We start from the raw sequence: 18,516 nt of genomic DNA on the forward strand, positions 1-18,516 counted from the left end.
GTTCAATTTTGAAGCAGGTGCTTTTTTATTCCTAAGTCATTGATGGAAGCGAGTTCAAAGTTTATAATATAGTAAGATAGTAAAATTTTGATAAACAAGTAGAATCTGTATGTCTACTTGTTTGTTTTTGTAGGAGGATCACAGTGAAAGTATACGTTAAAATCATCTTTGTTTTAATGCTTTCATTTTCGCTCGTTAGTTTGAGCGGCTGCTTCGGGAAAGATAAAGCGACAGAGGCTGAGGGAAAAAAGACTTCAGAAACCGATCAAAGTACGAAAAAAGCAAAGGCAGCTGAACAAAGTACTGAGAAAGCGAAAACGACCGAACAAAGTCCTGATAAAACAAAAGCAACCGAATCAACCACCGATAAAGCAAAAGCAACGGAACAAAGTACCGATAAAGCAAAAGCACCGGAACAAAGTACGAGCAAAGCAAAAGAAACGAATCAAAGCAGTAATAATACGAAGGAATCCAATCAAAGTACAAGTAAGCCAAAAGAAACAAACCAACCCGCTAAAGAAGCCGATAAAAAAGCACCTGACACGCAAACTGTCGGGGAAAAAGAAGTGACTGATTTTGTCCTAAAAAATACTAGGATTGTACAAATTTCTAGTATAAGTAAGCGCAGTAAAGAAGAATTCCCTGACTTGGGACCATTCTTTGTGATACGAGGTATTGATTTACGCGGAGAAACAAGTGAGGTTTGGGTTAAAGATATGAAGATCTTCGAGATGGAGACACAAGCTAAAAACTAACGAAAAAGGGAAACAACCACACGACAGTGTTATTGTTTCCCTTTTTTTTATTTATTTTTAGAAGCTTGATTAATAATGATGGTACATAGCCCCATGAGGAACCAGAGATATCTCCAGTGCAATGTATCTAAAAAGAAGCTGTTAACAATGACACCGATATAGACCGCCAAGAATAAATAAACGGGAAGATTCCAGACTTCCTTTTTTCGATAGTACACCAGTAAGGATAAGATATAAAGTACCACCGCTGCTAAGGAAAGGAAAGAAATCCAGCCATTTTCAGCAATGATGCGTACAAATAGATTGTGTGTGGCATAGCTGAATAGTAATTCAAACTGCCCCGGGCCAATCCCAAATAGATGGGTTGAACCAAGGACAATTCCTTGGCGCTGATAAAAGAATCGATCCGTATCATAGGATTGCAATACATCCGTAGAACCAGAAAACCGAATAGAAATAGAGTGGATAATGGAGTCACCTGCAACACCCATTAAGATGGCAGCCGCAACTCCTATTAATCCAGCCAGCATGGCAATTTGTCCGAGCTTTTTTTTATAAAAAATAGAATAAAAGAGATAGATAACGATTACAATGATAAAGTTTAGAATCGCTGCCCGTGACATTCCTGCTAATAAGACGAAGGCGACGATTCCGGCCAGAGCACAAAAAGCAACATATTTAATTGAAAAATAATGATAGGAAAATGCCCTATCAATCAAAAGAACAATCGCAAGGATTAGAAATGGGGAAAAGTCATTCGGATCCATAAAAAATCCCTGTGCCCGAACTCCTTGAAACCAGGTTCCAACGTCACCAATAATCCCTGTTTTCTGTAATATCACGGCCAAAGTTGAAAACAGAACCGTACAGATATAGCCCCAAAGAATGGAATGGAATTCCTTTTCCGTTCGAATCGTAATAGAAAGAAAATAGTAGATAGCGATCATAAATAGGGTGTGGATAAAATAACTTATACCTTGATGAAGTGCATGACTGCTAAGCACCGACAGCAAAGAAACGATCACAAATAACAGTAAGGCATAATTAACAAAGCGAATATCTCTTAAAGCATCCAGCTTTTGTTTTTTTCAATAATAAAAAGTCCTGCAACGATGACAAAAAGAAGGTCGAAAAGTTTCAGATCGGTATTCATCATCCCAAAGGTGCTGAAGAAGACGAATAATATTGAATTTGTAACATAAGTTTTCTTGATGACCATGTGTCTTACTCCCATGTTTATGAAATTATGCCTTTTAACGTATTTTTCCAAAGGAAAAACACTGCCCCTGAGTAAATAAGGAAAAAAGGCAATCCTGCAACCATACTAAGTAGTGGGGAGAAATTCTCTTGAAAGATGATTTTTATTCCGAAAAAAGGGATCCCGACCATTAACACAAGCAGCAATACTTTTAAAAATGCCATCCAGGGAATCTTCCATTTGATGAATCGCCGCGAGAAAACAGAGAGTAATCCGCTATAAACAAAAAATCCTATTGTAGTAGAGATTGCTGCTCCAACAAACCCCCATTTAGGAATGAAATATAGATTAAGGGTAAAGTTAACAATCGCAGCGATCAGGACGAAATAAAACAATTCTTTCGTTCTTTTCGCAATTTGATAGGTAAGCTGACCATATAATCCGATATTCCAAGCAAAAAAGCCAAGGATTAAAATGGGAATGATAATGGCGCCAGTGGTAAATTGACTCCCTAGTAAAAGCTCACTAACTTCGTTTCGGTAGATGGAGAAATAGACCCCAAACGGCATAGCGATGATAATAAACAGATGAGTAAAGTTAGAAATCCTTCGTTCGATATGGTCATGCTCACTATGCTGCTGTATTTCGTTCATCATGATGGGTTGTATCGCAAAGAACAAGGGATTACAGATTAAGGCAATCGCTTGAACAGCAATCGTAAAATTGGCTGAGTAAATGCCAACTTCATGGGGGGAGCGGAAATATTCAATCATGAATCGATCCGTAAGGTTCATAACCGTTGTCCCGATATACCATCCGATTAATGGAAATCCGTACCGCCAAAATTTCCTTACAAATGCAAAAAATGAATCCCTTGCTACTTTCATAGAATTGAACATTTTACCTACATCTACATACCGAAGCATCGGAATCGTTACGAGGACTTGAGCGGCCAACGTTCCCCAGATAAAAGAAACAGGCGAAAATTGAATATACCCAACAAAAATAACAATAATAATTAATTTCATTAAGGATTGAATCACATTCAAATTGCGAAATTGCTTCGATTGTAAATCAGCCTGGTAAACTCCTCCTAAAACGGTAAAGTAAATAGAACTAATAATGAGGAGGACAGAAGACCAATAGTAGTCCCGATAAGATAATAATCCCGAAGGTATGAAGGGATAAAGAATGACCGCCGCTACAAGAAAACTGAGCGAAATAAAAAATAGCAGGCGGTTCAAATTACGATTAAATTCCAAGATGGCACCATTATTACTGTATTCTGGCCTAAATCTTTGCACCGATAATAAAATCCACTGGGCAAGTACAGATGAAAGGATAATCGTTGTGTTCACAACAATGGTATAGGTCCCATATTCTTTTGGAGAAAAGAGTCTAGTAAACACCATCAGCAAGATGATATTAATGAGTGCAGGAGCTAAAAATACGGGTATATAGATTATGGTATCCCGGCTAATACGACTGTTCTTGACGAGTGCTGACATGGTGCCGTTGTCCCCTTATATTAGCTAAATAGACCTTATTTGTTTTTACACACATTTGCTCCACCGTAAACCGGCTGGCAATCTCAAGAAAATACTTGCCCAATTCCTCGCGGTAGGAGTCATTTGACAGTAAAAGATGGAGTTTTTCGTACATAGCCTCATCATCATTGATTGCGACAAGGATATTCTTCCTGCCATCTGGATCGACGACCTCTTTTACACCGCCAACATCCGTACTAATAACGGGAAGGCCACGGCCGCAGGCCTCTAGCAAGACGTAGGGAAGGCCTTCTTTATGAGAAGTAATCACCATGGCATCCATGTGGTCCATCCAGTCGAGGACATTGTCCTGATTCCCTTTTAGCTGAACGATGCCTTCAAGGTTTTGCCGTTTGATTTCGTGCTGGTAATGACCGAACAATGGACCATCACCAATCAGCCAAAACTCGACATTCTGCCCCAAAAAACGGGAAACCACCCTGAGGAGCATATCCAAATTCTTTTCAGAGGCAAAGCGGCCGACAAAACCAATGATTTTTTTATCTCGACCACGATGCCTTTGCTGCTTTTGTTTTAAAACAGAGTGTGGAATAATCGCACTTTCCAGGATGCCGTTATGGATGACCGACATTTTCTTGCCGTTGATTCCGTCCGCTTTACCCTGGTGATAATCAAAGGCAGATACCGTGATAATATCAGTAGAAAATCGGCTGAAGAGCTTCTCAAGCCAGAGATACAGTCTCCGTTTTTTTGCTGAAAGGGTAGGATCTGTGAAGACAAAGCCATGGGCCGTGTAAATGTTTTTATCCATCCGATTTAAAAAGCCGGCTAACCTGGCAATAATTCCTGCAATGGAACTGTGTGAGTGAACAAGATCATAGTTTCCTTTTTTAATAAAGAGAACCAACTGCCAGATTGCTTTGAGATCGTCCCATAACTTGATAGTCCTTGGGATAGGAATCACGGTAGCGCCAATATGCTGCTTTGCGAGTTCACTGATGAAAGGACCATCCTCTCCAAGTACCACGTGAACATCATGCCCCTTTTTGGCAAACCAATCTGACAGATAAAGTAAATGCTTCTGAGCTCCGCCGATATCCGCACCTGTTATAACATAGAGGATTTTCATGAGACAACGGTGTTGATCACACCTGCAACTCCTTTGACAAATAATTTCTTTGTAAAATGGGACTCATATGTTTCTCGCGCCTGCTGCCCCATCCGTTCACAAAGTGCCGGCTGATCGAGAAGCAGCGCCAGTTTTTCAACCAGTTCTGCAACATTTCCAGGCTTGATGATGAACCCTGTTTTCCCATCCTCGATTAATTCCGGTACACCGCCCACATTTGTAGAAATGCACGGCAAACCCAATGCCATGGCCTCGATAATCGAAAGCGGCATGCCTTCGGTGTCCGAAGGCAAAATAAACACATGGGAATGGAGGATGGTGTCGAATGGATTTTCGAGCCAGCCTAGGAAAGAGACACAGCTTTCAAGATTGTATTGACTTACTAGTTTATATAAGGAGTGTTTATAGCCATCCGTATGCCACGGCGGCTTTTCACCAATGATTTGTAACTGTACGTTATATCCCTGTTTCACCAGTTCCGCCACTGCTGATATGGCAAGGTCCTGTCGTTTTCCTTCTATAATTGTTCCTACCATTGTGATGGTAAACGCTGGATTCGTTTTTTGGGGCGCGGTGGTCATGACCTCCACCCCATTATGAACGACCATGAATTTGGACTTTTGCTTAGGAAATAGTTTCTTGTAACGTTCTGATACTGTCTGCGAGACGACGATGATTTGGTCGGCAGCGGCTACACTTATTTTTCCTAAAAGATTATTCAATTGTTCCTCGCCATGGATATGCCAGATGACCTTTCTCCCCAGTCCTTTTGCCAGCCAGCCGATCATCAACTGGGAGCGAAATTGACTCGTATAGACAAGATCAATCCGATTCTTGCGAATAAAGTTCATCACCTTCCAGAAGTGGGGAAGCATTTGGAACACTTGAATAATCATAAATAAAATGCCCGTTTTAACTTGTCCTTTTCGAATCTGATCCACGTTTTGATGTACTGGAATAATGGTAACCTGTTTACCTGCAGCGTTCACACGGCTGTTCATCGGTCCCTCTGTTGAGGTGGCAAAATACGTTTTCATCGAATCGTTATCAAGCGCAGTTAGGAGTTCAAGCTCACACTTTTGAGCCCCGCCCCATTCCGGACGACTTTCGTAAAAAAGAATGCGCTTCACTGTCTTATCTCCATCCTTTGGCGAACAAAATAACAGGAATTGATTTCATGATTATTTTCATATCCAGTGAAAAAGAATAATTGTAAATATAATATAAATCTAGTTCTAATTTTTCCTGCGGATCAATCTCATATCCACCGTTGATTTGCGCCCACCCAGTAATGCCAGGCTTGACCTGAAGGCGCTTACGAAAATCAGGAACGTTTTTTTCAAATTTTTCGATAAAGACGGCTCTCTCGGGCCGCGGACCAATAATCGACATTTCGCCGCGCAATATATTAATAAATTGCGGGATCTCATCAATGCGATATTTACGTAAATAATAGCCTACTCTTGTAATGCGGACATCATTTTGATTGGCCCATTGTGGTCCGTTCTTTTCCGCATCGGCACGCATGGTTCGAAATTTTACGATCAGGAAGGACCTTCCACTCAACCCGAGTCGTTCCTGTTTGTAGAAAATTGGACCGGGGGAATCTAATTTAATCAAGATTGCCACGATCACCAATAATGGAAAAAGAATGCATAATGAACAAAGGCTAACGAAACTATCAATGGTCTGTTTAATAAAATAATAGAACGGTTTGTTTTTGTTGTTTGTGATTACTAGACTTTGTCCATTTATTACCTTCATCTCTCTCACCCTTATTCATCAAAATTAGAGGTTTTTCTCTCTAGATTTTTACAAGATTCACCTTGAATAGAGCTATAAAAGCATCATGGGTATCTTTACCTATTGTACTATATATTTGCACATTTTGTCTGTCATACGGAGGAATTTTGTCGAAATTGATAGGGGGAAACTTTTACCATTCATGAAATTTTCAGATGAAAACATTTACATAATATAAACGGTCATTTCCTAAATGAAAAATAGCGTATAATGGAAAGAATAAAAGCTAACGGGAGTAGAGGTTCTTGGAGAAACAAAATAGCAGGTATAGATGGGTTGTTTTTGCTACGGTATTGTTTGCATATTTTTTAATTGTGAGTCAACGAACAGCCCCGGGATTAATTTCGGATCAATTAATGAAGGAATTCAGCCTCACTGCAGCTGTCATCGGATTACTGACAAGTATACAGTTTTTGGCCTATTCCGGTTTTCAAGTGCCAATTGGGATTTTATCAGACCGTTTCGGCCCCAACCTATTTCTGATTGTTGGTGCGCTGCTTAATGGAATTGGTACACTCATGTACAGTCTTGCTCCGAATGAATATGTGCTCCTTTTTGCCAGGTTTTTGGTGGGAACGGGGGATGCGGCCATATGGGTCAATTTGGTGATTATTTTAAGCCAGTGGTTTAAAGTAAGAGAATTTATTGGGTTGCTCGGTTTTGCAGGAATGTCCGGCAGCTTTGGCTTTTTGCTTGCTACGGTTCCTTTTTCTGCATGGATTGCCAAAGCAGGATGGCGGGCACCATTTTTAACATCCGGGATTGTGTTATGTCTGTGCGGCATCCTCCTCTATTATGTGCTCGAGCGGAAGCCAAAGCAGCTGTTTCCGCAGGATGCTCCTATTAAGGCGAAACAGAAGAAAACACAGGAAAAAACGCGGGTAATCTTACGACGGGTTTTTACCCATCGCCAGGCATGGGCGACATTCCTCTGCCATTTTGGTGTTGTCGGTACGTATGTGGGCTTCATCGGTTCATGGGCAGTTCCATATGGGATGCATGTGTATGATATGTCGCGGTCGGATGCGAGTCAGCTCATCATGATAGGTCTCTTCGGTGCGATTGTCGGTGCGCCGCTGACCAGCTGGATTTCCAGTCGCTTGGGGTCGATTAAACGTCCCTATTTGGTTGTTCATTTGTTTGTTTTTATCAGCTGGATGGGGTTTCTATTTTTTAGCGGCAAGCCGCCATATATAATGCTTGTGATCATCTTTTTACTCATAGGGTATGGAAATGGCGCCAGTTCATTGACGTTTGCTGTAGTAAGGAATTCGTTTGAAATGAAAGAGGTCGGTGTGGTTTCAGGGTTTGCCAATATGGGCGGTTTTCTGAGTGCCGTCCTCCTGCCAAGTATGTTTGGTAAGGTATTAGATTATTTTCATTCCTCAACTGTTGGTTACCGTTACGGATTTATGATTCCTGTTGTGTTCTCACTGGTAGGAATCATTGGCGGGATCTTAATAAAGGAAGAGAGGCAGGAAGCAAAGCAGCCGAGTGAAGCAGTCGTTTAGCAGGAGATAGAAAAAATGGTCCATCTCGTTTTGATCGCGAGATGGACCATTTTTTAATGTTGTAAAAAAGCAAGTTGAATAAAGAACAATACCGCAAAAACGTATACGAGTGGATGGACTTCACGCCATTTGCCTTTTGTGATTTTTAATAGCGGGAAGCTAATAAAACCAAGTGCAATCCCCGTTGCAATGCTCGAGGTGAGCGGCATACTTAAAACCGTTAAAAATGCCGGGAACGCTTCATCAAGTTCATTCCAGCGGATTTTGGCGATACTGCCCATCATCAGGCTGCCGACGATGATCAAAGCCGGTGCCGTAATCGCTGCAATTCCGGACACAGCACTGACGAGCGGGCCGAAGAAAGCTGAAACGATGAATAATCCAGCAACCGTGAGCGAGGTTAAACCTGTCCGGCCACCGGCAGCGACACCTGAAGTTGATTCAATAAAGGCCGTTGTCGGGCTTGTCCCAAACATGGCACCGACCGCTGTCGCCAGTGAATCTGAGAGCAATGCCTGACGGGCGCGCGGCAATTTGTCTCCTTTCATTAAACCAGCTTGGTTGGCGACTCCGATCATCGTACCGGTCGTGTCAAAAATGGTGACAAGGATAAAGGAAAACACGACTGCGTAAAGGCTGTGCTGGACTACGTCAGTCAATGCCGTGATGGGATTAGCAACCATCAGCCCCTCCGGAAGGGAAGGCAGGGACATGAACCCTTTATCAAAAGAAAGCTGACCGGTAAAATAGGCAACCAGACCAGTAACAATCATCCCGAAAAATAAGGCGCCATTCACTCTTAGTGCCATTAAAATAAGTGTGACGGCAAGCCCGACAATCGCTAAAATGGCTTCCGGGGAATGGAGATCGCCCAATCCGACAAGATTGGACGGGTGTGCAGTAATGATTTTCGTCTGGCGCAGGCCGATAAAGGCGATAAATAATCCGATTCCTGCAGTAATTCCGTGCTTAAGATTTTCCGGGATTGCTTCAATTAATTTTTCCCGAAATGGTGTTAACGATAAGATAACAAAAATAATACCGGCAATGAAAACGGCGGCAAAGGCGGTTTGGTAGCTGATGCCTTGGTGACTGCCGACAACAGAATAGGCGAAGTAGGCGTTCAGCCCCATACCTGGTGCGATGGCGATTGGGTAATTGGCGAAAAGCGCCATCCAAAGGGTCCCGACCAAAGCGGCGATGATGGTGGCCGAAAAAACCTGCTCGAATGGAACACCGGCATCCGCAAGAATGACCGGGTTTACCACAACGATATACACCATGGTAAAAAAGGTCGTAATCCCCGCCATCAGTTCCGTTTTTGTATTTGTCTGATTTTCTTTGAGCTTAAACATAGAGGTCCTCCGAAACACGAATGTTTTTTTATAACTTAATTATATTATTCGCTTTTGGTTGGATTTTCAATAGGCATATTATATTTTGCTCTAATATTGGGGTGCTTACCCTCATGCTGATTTATCAAATTGGGTGCGACGCGAGAAACTGCTCACCCCGACAGCCAAAAGGACACCGATCCCATCAATACCGATATCAAATAGTCTCCCATCCCGAGTGAAATATAATTGAAGAAACTCGGTTAATGCTGCATAGGAGGTAGCTATGATTAGGGCGAGCATTCTCGATTGGAATTTCGTGTGCAGTAAAAAGGTGAAAATAAAAAATGCAGTCAGATGTCCCAACTTTTGTAGCAGGAAATGCCCGCTTAAAGCAGCAGGCAGCGGGAACAAAAGCTCAGCAAAATGGGGACGGCTATCCCATTCAAACCCAATCACCCCGAATTCAATCAGACTATGAAAACTCGCCGTACAAGTAAAGATAAAAATAACAACACCCCAAACCAAAATCAACAAACCCCTCATAACACCACCACCTTAACCCCATTCTAAACGTAAAAAACATGCATTATACCTTAATGGTGCCTGACACCCTTTATAATCTGGGCAGTAGGGAAATATTAGTAAGCATTCACTGTGCGCGATTTTTGGTGTGTAATGTTATAATGGAATGCGTGAATAAAATTCTTTCGAAGGGGAAATGAGTATGATTCTCGTCGTTGGCGGAGCTGGCTATATTGGCAGCCATCTTGTTAAGGAATTAGTTGAAAAAGAAGAGGTCGTTGTGCTCGATAATTTGTCAACGGGGCACCGCGAGGCCGTAGATAGCCGGGCCATCTTTGTCAAAGGAGATCTCGGCAATGAGGACGATCTCCATATGGTCTTCAGAAGTTATCCGATCAAAGCCGTGATGCACTTTGCTGCCTATAGCTTAGTCGGGGAGTCTGTTATTGATCCTTTAAAGTATTATCAAAATAACGTTGCCTCCACTTTAACACTGTTAAAAGTCATGTTGAAATTTAAGGTGAAAAAATTTATTTTCTCCTCTACTGCAGCTACATATGGAATTCCTGATGTTGAACTTATTGATGAAACAAGTGCCACTGCACCGATTAATCCGTATGGTCAATCCAAGTTAATGGTAGAGCAGATTCTCGCAGATTTTTCAAAATCCTACGGGTTGAATTATGTGGTGCTGCGCTACTTTAATGCAGCCGGTGCCCATGAATCAGCAAGGATTGGTGAAAGTCATGACCCTGAAACACATTTAATTCCTATTGTCCTACAACAGCTGTTAGGCCAGCGTGAAAAAGTCGCTGTCTTTGGCTCGGATTATGATACACCGGACGGTACGTGTATCCGGGATTATATTCATGTGACTGATTTAGCAAACGCCCATATCTATGCGCTTGAGGCCTTGCTGTCAGGGAAGAAGTCGGCTGAGACGTATAATCTTGGCAACGGACTTGGCTATTCTGTTAAGGAAGTTATTGAAACATGTGAAAAGGTAACAGGAGTGAAGGCAAACGTAGAAATGGCCGACCGCCGTGCGGGTGATCCGGCCCGCCTTGTTGCATCTTCCCATAAGATTTACTCCGAATTAGGCTGGCAAGCCGAACGGAATTTAGAAAAAATTATTGCTGATGCCTGGAAATGGCACCAGAAACAAACCTATTAAATCAAACCAAAAGCAATGCACTGTCAAACAAAGACGGCGCATTGCTTTTATTTATTTGTAGGACTATTTTGTGAAAACAATTGAAATGATCGGCCAATCGTATTATGGTAATACAAATGTTATCAGTTGGAACAAATGAAAAAATGATATTACTCCCTCAGTACAATGTTGAACACAAAAAGGAGGTATGGTAGGTAAAAAGTTGGGATGAAAACGGTTACAAATTTCATAACATTTCAAATACAATTGAACTATAAGGAGGTTGTAGTGAATGTTCCTTGATGATCGAAGTGTCAATTTATTACATGAATTGATCAAAACTCCACAAATAAAAAATAAGGAACTCGAAGATAAATTTCATTTGAGCAGAAGACAAGTGTCATATTCCCTTGAAAAGATCAATCAGTGGCTGCAAACGAAAAACTTAGTTCCAATCACAAAAAGCAGAAACGGGAATTTTATTATTGATAAAAAAATATTTGCCCATTTTTCTGAAGGGAATTCTGATTCCAACCATTTGGAGGAATATATCCCAACTGAAAAAGAAAGAGCACTTTTAATTATTTTATATTTATTAGGTAAAAGAGAAGATGTTTCCCTCTTTCATATTATCGATCTCTTAAATGTAAGTAAAAATACGGGAATTAGTGATATTAAGGAAGCATCAGAACTAATTAAAAAATACTCTTTATCTATTGTTTATACCCGATCCGAGGGCTATGACATTGTCGGTGACGAATTCCAAATCCGGAAACTGCTAATCGTTGTCGTAAAATCTGTTTTAAACTTTTTTAACGGTCATAAATATTTCGAGAAGTTATTACAACTCAATATTTCCACAACGCAGGAAAAAGTGAAGTCGATTGAGGAATCGTTAAACATTCATTTAACAGATGAAAGCTATGAAAAATTGCCATACATGATTGAACTGATTTTTATCAGAATAGAACAAGGCCATCTGCTCAACGCTGATTTTTATATTGGCTTGGATGAACTGGCAGATACGGAAGAATATGCCGCCTCCAAACTGCTTTTAAAAGAAAACATGGAAGTGCCGATTTCCGAAAGAATCTGGCTCACCCTGCAGCTGCTTACTTCCAATGTTCGCTCAGCAGATATTCTAACCAATGAACGGATTAACGAATTAAAAACAGCCGTTGGTCAAATGATTGAGCTTTTTGAGAAAAAATCCTGTATCTTCATTGTCGACAAAGAGGAAATCTTGGACAAATTGCTGCTCCATATGCGCCCTGCTTATTATCGAATCAAATATCATTTAACACTAAAAAATCAATTTTCAGCCAAAATGATTGAGGAATATATGGATTTGCATGAAATAGTCACATCCTCCATCAAGCCACTAGAGGACTTAATTGGCGAAACGTTCCCTCCCGGTGAAATAGCCTTTATCACCATGTTTCTTGCCGGGCAGCTAATCAAACAGGGTGAAGAGTTGAATAAAAAGAAACGAGCCTTAGTTGTCTGTACAAATGGTTTAACCATTTCAAAAATCATGCAGCAAACCCTAAAGGAAATCTTTCCGGAATTTTACTTTGCTGAAAGTCTCTCGTTACGTCAATTTCAAAACTATCAGCTCGAATACGAGATTGTCTTTAGCACGATTCCAGTACAGTCGGAAAAGCCGATGTATTTAATTAATCCACTAATGACATTAAGTGAAAAAGAATCATTGCGAAGGCAGGTTATAAACACTGTCGACAAGGAAAGCTATGCCACCATCAACATTAGTAGATTAATAACGACAATAAAAGAGAATGCCATTGTTACAGATGAAATGGCCTTATTAACCTCTTTGTCAAAGCTTTTTCAAGAGAATCAAAGGAAAGAGGCGAAAGAGCTTAAAAATGTCACCTTCGGCTTAAAGCAATTTTTACCAAGTGAGTTTATTCAATTTAGAGATCAGGTTACCACGTGGCAGGAAGCGATCACCATTGCCTGCGAACCGCTTGTAAAAAGCAATATCGTTAAGTCGGCCTATGTGACAACATTAATAGAAGAAAATGACCGTCAGCAGATTTATAGTTTTTTAGGTAAAAGGATGGCGATTCCACATGCTGCTCCAGAAAAAGGCGTTACGGCCGACGCATTTGCGATGCTTATATTAAAAAATCCGGTCAAGTTTGCAAACGGACATCAGGTATCGATTATCACACCGCTTGCCATTTATAATCAAAACCGCCATTTAAAGGCATTATCACAATTAGTCGAGCTCGCTGAGGATGAAGAAAAAATTTCCGAACTGATTGGCACAAATGATGCTTCCGATGCCTGGTTTATCATAAATGGCATTTGAATTGTAAGGAGGAACTACCATGTTTTTTGATAGAAAAATAACCTTTTTTGAATTAGAAGCAAAGAATCGCCAGGATGCACTAAGGCAAATGGCCTTGTCATTACAGGAAGCAGACCTGGTTTCCGCTTCGTTTGAGGAAGGAATTTTGGAGCGTGAAGAAACATTTCCAACAGGATTAGCTGTAGAACCGTATGGGGTCGCTATTCCTCATACAGATGCAGACAAAGTCTTTACACCCCAAATTGCTTTTGCCTCCTTAAAAAAACCTGTCAAGTTCCAAATGATGGGGAATGGCAATGAAGAGGTTGATGTATCCTTAATCTTCATGCTCGCCTTAAAAAAAGCAGAAGACCAGCTAACTATGCTGCAACGATTGATGGGGATTTTTCAAGACCGTTCATTATTAACAGAATTCGCAGCTTGTAAAAATCAAAGTGAATTAGAGGGACTTTTAAGCAAGGTTGGACTTGAATAACTTTAAGAGGGGGACTATACATGTCAGTTTTACAATGGTTTGTTGATCTTGGTGCAAGCGTTATGCTGCCAATTCTATTGTTTATTTTCGGAATTATTCTGGGAACAAAACCGGGGAAAGCCTTTAAGGCAGGCTTAACCGTTGGGATTGGATTTGTCGGTTTGAATCTCGTTATTGGTTTATTAACAAATAGCTTAGGACCTGCGGCAAAGGCTATGGTCGATAATTTTGGCTTCCAGCTGGGTACGATAGATGTCGGCTGGCCGGCGGCAGCGGCCATCTCCTATGGTACAGCGTTAGGAAGTTTAGCCATTCCACTAGGTATTGGTATTAACGTTGTCTTGTTAATTACCGGTCTTACGAAAACACTTGATGTTGATATTTGGGATTACTGGCACTGTGCCTTTACGGGATCACTTGTATATGCCTTAACCGGAAACTTTGCCCTTGGATTATATACGATTGCGATTCATTTAGTAGTAATTTTCTTCTTAGGAGATTTAATTGCCAAAGATATCAGCAAATTTTATGGCTTCCAAAATATCACCTTCCCGCATGGTGCATCTGCGCCATCCTATTTAGTAGCAAAACCATTAAACTGGGTGTTTGATAGAATACCAGGCTTTAACAAGTTAGAGGCTGACCCAGAATCAATCCAAAAGAGAATCGGAATTTTCGGTGATTCCACTGTTATGGGTGTCTTAATCGGAATCGTCATTGGGATTCTTGCCGGTTATAATGTCACAGAAATCATGCAGCTTGCCGTTCAAACTGGAGCGGTTATGATGCTGATGCCGCGGATGGTGTCGCTATTAATGGAAGGGCTTTCGCCAATTTCGGAAGCAGCAAGTGATTTTGTCAGAAAGCGTATGCCAGGACGTGATTTATATATCGGGATGGACAGTGCCTTGTCCGTGGGGCATCCGGCAGTTCTATCCGCATCACTCATCATTGTGCCAATTACATTATTCTTAGCAGTTATTTTACCAGGGAATAAAGTTTTACCATTTGGGGATTTAGCAACGATTCCATTTTTAGTCTGCTTAATGACACCTGTTTTCAGAGGGAATATTATCCGTACTGTTGTCGCCGGAACGATTTATATGGCGGTCGGTTTGTTAATTGCTTCATGGGCGGCACCGTTAATAACTGATTCTGCTTTAGCAGCAAAGTTTGATATGGCTGGAAATTCAAGTATTTCTGCACTAGTAGATGGAGCAGTTTGGACGACGTTTATCTTTGTCGGCCTGGCAAAGGTCCTCAATTGGGCGGGAATTACCATTATTGGCGTTGTTGCCTTTGCGGGATTAATTTACTTAAATAAAATCAAACCGAAACGTGATGCGAAATTAGGTAAAGACCAAAGCGCCAGCTTATAAAAACAGCCACGGACGGGCGGGAAAAATTCTGCCTGTCGAAAAAATAAATGAAAGTGAAGGAAGGTGGTGAATCTGATGTTAGAGGATTTAAAACAATTAGTCTGTAAAGCAAATAAAGCGTTAAAAGAGTACAATTTGGTGAAATGGACGAGCGGAAATGTTAGTTATCGGGATCGTGAGAGTAACAGAGTGATAATAAAACCAAGCGGCGTCCACTTTGATGCCTTAAATCCTGAGGATATGGTTGTCGTTGATTTGGATGGTAATGTAATCGAGGGTAAGTTGAAGCCGTCCGTGGATACGGCAAGCCATTTATATGTCTATAGACAGCGCGATGATATTCATTGTATTGTTCATACCCATTCCCCGTTCGCAACTAGTTTTGCGATCCGAGGGCTGGATATCCCGTCCTATACGACAACCGCCGCCAATATTTTTAAGGATAATGTTCCATGTTCTGATTTTGCTGCTATTGGTGAGGAAGAAGTAGGAAAACAAATTGTTGATCATATTGGCGAATCACCTGCTGTTTTGCTTCGAAGTCATGGGGTATTTACGGTTGGAAAAGATATTGAGTATGCATTGAAGGCCGCGGTTATTTTAGAAGAAACAGCAGAATATGCCCATTATGCAACATTGCATAAGCCTGACCTCATGCCGCTAAGCAAAGAGGTCATTGCCTCATGCAACCATTTTTACAGAACGTCCTATGGACAAGAAAAACAAATAATAAAAAAAGGGTGATGAATTATGAAAAAATTATTAATTATGTGTGGAACAGGTATTGCAACATCAACAATCGTGACAGGGAAAGTTAAAACGTGGTTAGCAGAAAATGGTTTGGAAAATAAGGTGAAATTATACCAATCCAAAATCAGTGAGGAACTTAGCAGAATCGATGATTATGATATTATCGTTTCAACGACACTAGTACCTGATAATATTAAGAGTAAGATCATTGACGGCGTGCCATTGTTAACTGGAATTGGAAAAGATGCGATGTTTGAAAAAATCAAAACACAAATTTTGGCGTAGTATAAGAAACAGTCTGCAGATGATGCAGGCTGTTTTCTTCTGTGGTATATTCAGCTTTTAATTATATAAACGGCAGCCTTTAGTAAAAATATATTTTTAAAGATCATTGACAGGCACAACCATTTTTATTATTCTAAATATATAACAAATGCAACACGTTGTAACAAATGTGAAAAATATAATTCAAAGTTATACAACGTAACATTTGTTCAACTCAGTCTGTTTTTTATGTAAAAATTTTTTCGTATGATTGAAAGCGTTTTACCTAAAAATGAAAACGCTATATCACGGATGGAAGGGGTGAGAAACGGTAGTTAATCTAAGCAGGATAGTTAAAGTAGGAGGGATTTCGTGCAGTTAGCTATTATTCTATGTGCCGTTCTCATTGTTCAATATGTACTGTCACTCATTCAAATCAGGTCTTATAAGAAAAATATTGATAAAATTGTTCGTGATTATAAAGGAGAAGATGGGTATTTCATGTTCTCCGGCATGCAAAGAGGGAAATTCCGCCCAGGGGCCATTGCCGTTCTTGTCGTCGATCAGGACTACATTGTTCATGAATGCCACATGTTAAAGGGAATGTCGGTTCTAACGAAATTCAAACCGATAGATTCATATAAAGGGCAGCATGTTGGGGAGATCGTCAATGATGTCAATGACAGTGCTGCAAAATATACAAAGAAGAAGCTGCCTGCGTTTAAACAGGCACTTTTACAAGCAGGAGAAAATGCACTGCTAACAATTTCAAAAAGTAAAATTTCTATGGAAGCATAAAGGAGGGCAACTAAATTATGGAATGGATTAAATGGTTAGGGGAACATTTCATCGGGATGTTTAATGCGGGTGGAGAAACATTTATGGGGTTATTCACCGGAATTGTCCCAACGTTGGTCGTACTACTAACATTTACGTATGCGGTGATTAAGTTCGTCGGGGAAGATAGAGTAAGCAGAGCAATCCAGTTCGCTGCGAAATATACATTGCTGCGCTATACGTTAATGCCGGTGCTATCGGTCTTATTGTTAACAAATCCAATGGCATATACATTTGGCCGCTTTTTACCAGAGAAACAAAAGCCGGCATTCTATGATTCTGCAGTTTCATTTGTTCATCCGGTTACGGGTTTATTCCCATACGCAAACGCGGGTGAGCTCTTTGTCTATTTAGGTATTGCCAATGGAATCAAGGAATTGGGCCTGCCGGTCGCAGACCTTGCTGTTCGTTACTTTTTAGTGGGTATTGTTATTATTTTTATCCGCGGGGTAGTGACCGAGTTAATTACAAACTATCTAGCTAAAAAAGTAGAAGCGGAATCAAGATAGAAGGGAGAGGTTCTAGATGACTAAACGTGGAGTATTTGTATCAAAAGGTTCAGGCGGTTGGGGCGTCGGCCTTTATATAGAGCCAAATGGTAAAAAGAACAAGGTTGTTTCTATCACAGGTGGCGGTATTCACCCGGTAGCAAGAAGAATTGCAGAATTAACTGGTGCAGAGGCAGTGGATGGTTTTAAAGGCTCTTATCCTGAAGAGGAAATGATGTGTGTGGTCATTGACTGTGGAGGTACTGCCCGAATTGGCGTCTATCCAATGAAGCGGATTCCGACAGTAGATATTCTTCCATCCTCACCTTCAGGTCCGCTCGCCAAGCATATCACCGAGGACATTTTTGTTTCCGGTGTAACCGTAAAAGATATTGCACTGGCAGAGGGACATACACAAGCAGCCGGAGCGCAGGAGGCTGTAGAAGATGAACCTAAGTTTGATACGAGCGATAAGGAGAAATTCAAGGAAAGCTATCAACAACTGAAAAAAGAACATGCAGAACATCAAAAAGAAAATCTGCTGCTCCGGTTTTCAAAAGGAATTGGAAATGTAACCGGAACGTTCTATCAAGCCGGCCGTGATACCGTTGAAATGTTATTAAAAAATATCATTCCATTTATGGCATTTGTCAGTATGTTAATGGGGATTATTAATTATACTGGAATTGGTGACGTCATTGCGAACTCTTTATCTCCGCTTGCCGGGTCATTATGGGGACTTCTGGTGATTGTTATTATTTGTACGCTGCCATTCTTATCACCGGTTTTAGGACCTGGTGCGGTTATTGCACAGGTTATTGGGGTATTAATTGGAAGTCAGATTGCACTAGGAAATATTCCGCCGCAATATGCATTACCGGCATTATTTGCGATTAACGGTCAAGTAGGTTGTGACTTTATTCCAGTTGGTCTATCTTTAGGTGAAGCAAAACCGGAAACAGTCCGTTACGGAGTGCCGGCTGTTTTATATAGCCGTTTAATCACTGGTGTAGCAGCTGTTGTGATTGCCTATTTTGCAAGCATCGGTATGTACTAAATTGGCAGGGAAGAG

19 protein-coding genes are annotated in these 18,516 nt (G+C 40.9%); 11 read left to right on the plus strand and 8 right to left on the minus strand.

Annotation, left to right across the window (positions count from 1 at the left end):
• The first annotated feature begins 143 nt into the window (after positions 1-143).
• Entirely contained in the window at positions 144-755 is a 612-nt protein-coding gene (locus tag ACO1D1_RS00005) for a hypothetical protein (RefSeq protein ID WP_423334524.1), read from the plus strand.
• A 47-nt stretch (positions 756-802) separates the two neighbouring features.
• Here ACO1D1_RS00005 and ACO1D1_RS00010 read toward each other — a convergent pair whose 3' ends face one another.
• The 6 genes from ACO1D1_RS00010 to ACO1D1_RS00035 all read right to left on the minus strand — a co-directional run bounded on the left by ACO1D1_RS00010 (position 803) and on the right by ACO1D1_RS00035 (position 6,354).
• On the minus strand, positions 803-1,702 hold the full coding sequence (locus tag ACO1D1_RS00010) for an O-antigen ligase family protein (RefSeq protein ID WP_423334525.1): 900 nt from the start codon (positions 1,700-1,702) through the stop codon (positions 803-805).
• A gap of 116 nt (positions 1,703-1,818) precedes the next feature.
• Positions 1,819-1,974 (minus strand): hypothetical protein, encoded by a 156-nt coding sequence (locus ACO1D1_RS00015; RefSeq protein WP_423334526.1) that lies wholly within the window; start codon positions 1,972-1,974, stop codon positions 1,819-1,821.
• 17 nt (positions 1,975-1,991) lie between these two features.
• Positions 1,992-3,461 (minus strand): lipopolysaccharide biosynthesis protein, encoded by a 1,470-nt coding sequence (locus ACO1D1_RS00020; protein WP_423334527.1) that lies wholly within the window; start codon positions 3,459-3,461, stop codon positions 1,992-1,994.
• Positions 3,430-4,590, minus strand: a complete 1,161-nt coding sequence (locus ACO1D1_RS00025; protein WP_423334528.1) for a glycosyltransferase family 4 protein — start codon at positions 4,588-4,590, stop codon at positions 3,430-3,432. The genes ACO1D1_RS00020 and ACO1D1_RS00025 overlap by 32 nt, the downstream gene beginning before the upstream one ends.
• Positions 4,587-5,720, minus strand: a complete 1,134-nt coding sequence (locus tag ACO1D1_RS00030; protein WP_423334529.1) for a glycosyltransferase — start codon at positions 5,718-5,720, stop codon at positions 4,587-4,589. Before ACO1D1_RS00030 ends, ACO1D1_RS00025 begins: the two co-directional genes overlap by 4 nt.
• A gap of 4 nt (positions 5,721-5,724) precedes the next feature.
• Positions 5,725-6,354 (minus strand): sugar transferase, encoded by a 630-nt coding sequence (locus ACO1D1_RS00035; RefSeq protein ID WP_423334530.1) that lies wholly within the window; start codon positions 6,352-6,354, stop codon positions 5,725-5,727.
• A 284-nt stretch (positions 6,355-6,638) separates the two neighbouring features.
• Here ACO1D1_RS00035 and ACO1D1_RS00040 point away from each other — a divergent pair, with 284 nt between their 5' ends.
• Entirely contained in the window at positions 6,639-7,904 is a 1,266-nt protein-coding gene (locus ACO1D1_RS00040) for an MFS transporter (protein WP_423334531.1), read from the plus strand.
• Between the two features lie 53 nt (positions 7,905-7,957).
• Here ACO1D1_RS00040 and ACO1D1_RS00045 read toward each other — a convergent pair whose 3' ends face one another.
• Positions 7,958-9,259, minus strand: coding sequence for an NCS2 family permease (locus ACO1D1_RS00045; RefSeq protein ID WP_423334532.1), 1,302 nt, complete (start codon positions 9,257-9,259; stop codon positions 7,958-7,960).
• 111 nt (positions 9,260-9,370) lie between these two features.
• Positions 9,371-9,784 carry a VanZ family protein gene (locus ACO1D1_RS00050; protein WP_149871733.1) on the minus strand — a complete coding sequence of 138 codons (414 nt, stop codon included), beginning with the start codon at positions 9,782-9,784 and terminating at the stop codon, positions 9,371-9,373.
• Between the two features lie 181 nt (positions 9,785-9,965).
• Between ACO1D1_RS00050 and galE the strand changes: the two genes are divergently transcribed.
• The 9 genes from galE (at position 9,966) to srlE (ending at position 18,501) form a co-directional block, all read left to right on the plus strand.
• Positions 9,966-10,937, plus strand: a complete 972-nt coding sequence (galE, locus tag ACO1D1_RS00055; protein WP_423334533.1) for a UDP-glucose 4-epimerase GalE — start codon at positions 9,966-9,968, stop codon at positions 10,935-10,937.
• Positions 10,938-11,208: 271 nt separating this feature from the next.
• A complete protein-coding gene (locus tag ACO1D1_RS00060; RefSeq protein ID WP_423334534.1) occupies positions 11,209-13,251 on the plus strand; it encodes a BglG family transcription antiterminator in 2,043 nt (680 codons plus the stop codon).
• A gap of 19 nt (positions 13,252-13,270) precedes the next feature.
• A complete protein-coding gene (locus ACO1D1_RS00065) occupies positions 13,271-13,726 on the plus strand; it encodes a PTS sugar transporter subunit IIA (RefSeq protein WP_423334535.1) in 456 nt (151 codons plus the stop codon).
• A 20-nt stretch (positions 13,727-13,746) separates the two neighbouring features.
• The gene (locus ACO1D1_RS00070; RefSeq protein ID WP_149871729.1) at positions 13,747-15,105 is read left to right on the plus strand and encodes a PTS galactitol transporter subunit IIC; all 1,359 of its coding nucleotides are present in this window, start codon (positions 13,747-13,749) and stop codon (positions 15,103-15,105) included.
• 75 nt (positions 15,106-15,180) lie between these two features.
• A complete protein-coding gene (locus ACO1D1_RS00075; RefSeq protein WP_423334536.1) occupies positions 15,181-15,849 on the plus strand; it encodes an L-ribulose-5-phosphate 4-epimerase in 669 nt (222 codons plus the stop codon).
• A gap of 6 nt (positions 15,850-15,855) precedes the next feature.
• On the plus strand, positions 15,856-16,140 hold the full coding sequence (locus ACO1D1_RS00080; protein ID WP_149871727.1) for a PTS sugar transporter subunit IIB: 285 nt from the start codon (positions 15,856-15,858) through the stop codon (positions 16,138-16,140).
• Positions 16,141-16,491: 351 nt separating this feature from the next.
• A complete protein-coding gene (locus ACO1D1_RS00085) occupies positions 16,492-16,917 on the plus strand; it encodes a transcriptional regulator GutM (protein WP_423334537.1) in 426 nt (141 codons plus the stop codon).
• 17 nt (positions 16,918-16,934) lie between these two features.
• Positions 16,935-17,465: a PTS glucitol/sorbitol transporter subunit IIC gene (srlA, locus tag ACO1D1_RS00090; protein WP_149871725.1), complete on the plus strand. Its 531-nt coding sequence runs from the start codon at positions 16,935-16,937 to the stop codon at positions 17,463-17,465.
• 16 nt (positions 17,466-17,481) lie between these two features.
• Entirely contained in the window at positions 17,482-18,501 is a 1,020-nt protein-coding gene (gene srlE, locus ACO1D1_RS00095; RefSeq protein ID WP_149871724.1) for a PTS glucitol/sorbitol transporter subunit IIB, read from the plus strand.
• Positions 18,502-18,516: the final 15 nt, after the last annotated feature.

The organism is Neobacillus sp. 19 (assembly GCF_049463095.1).
Classification (GTDB): Bacteria; Bacillota; Bacilli; order Bacillales; family Cytobacillaceae; genus Neobacillus.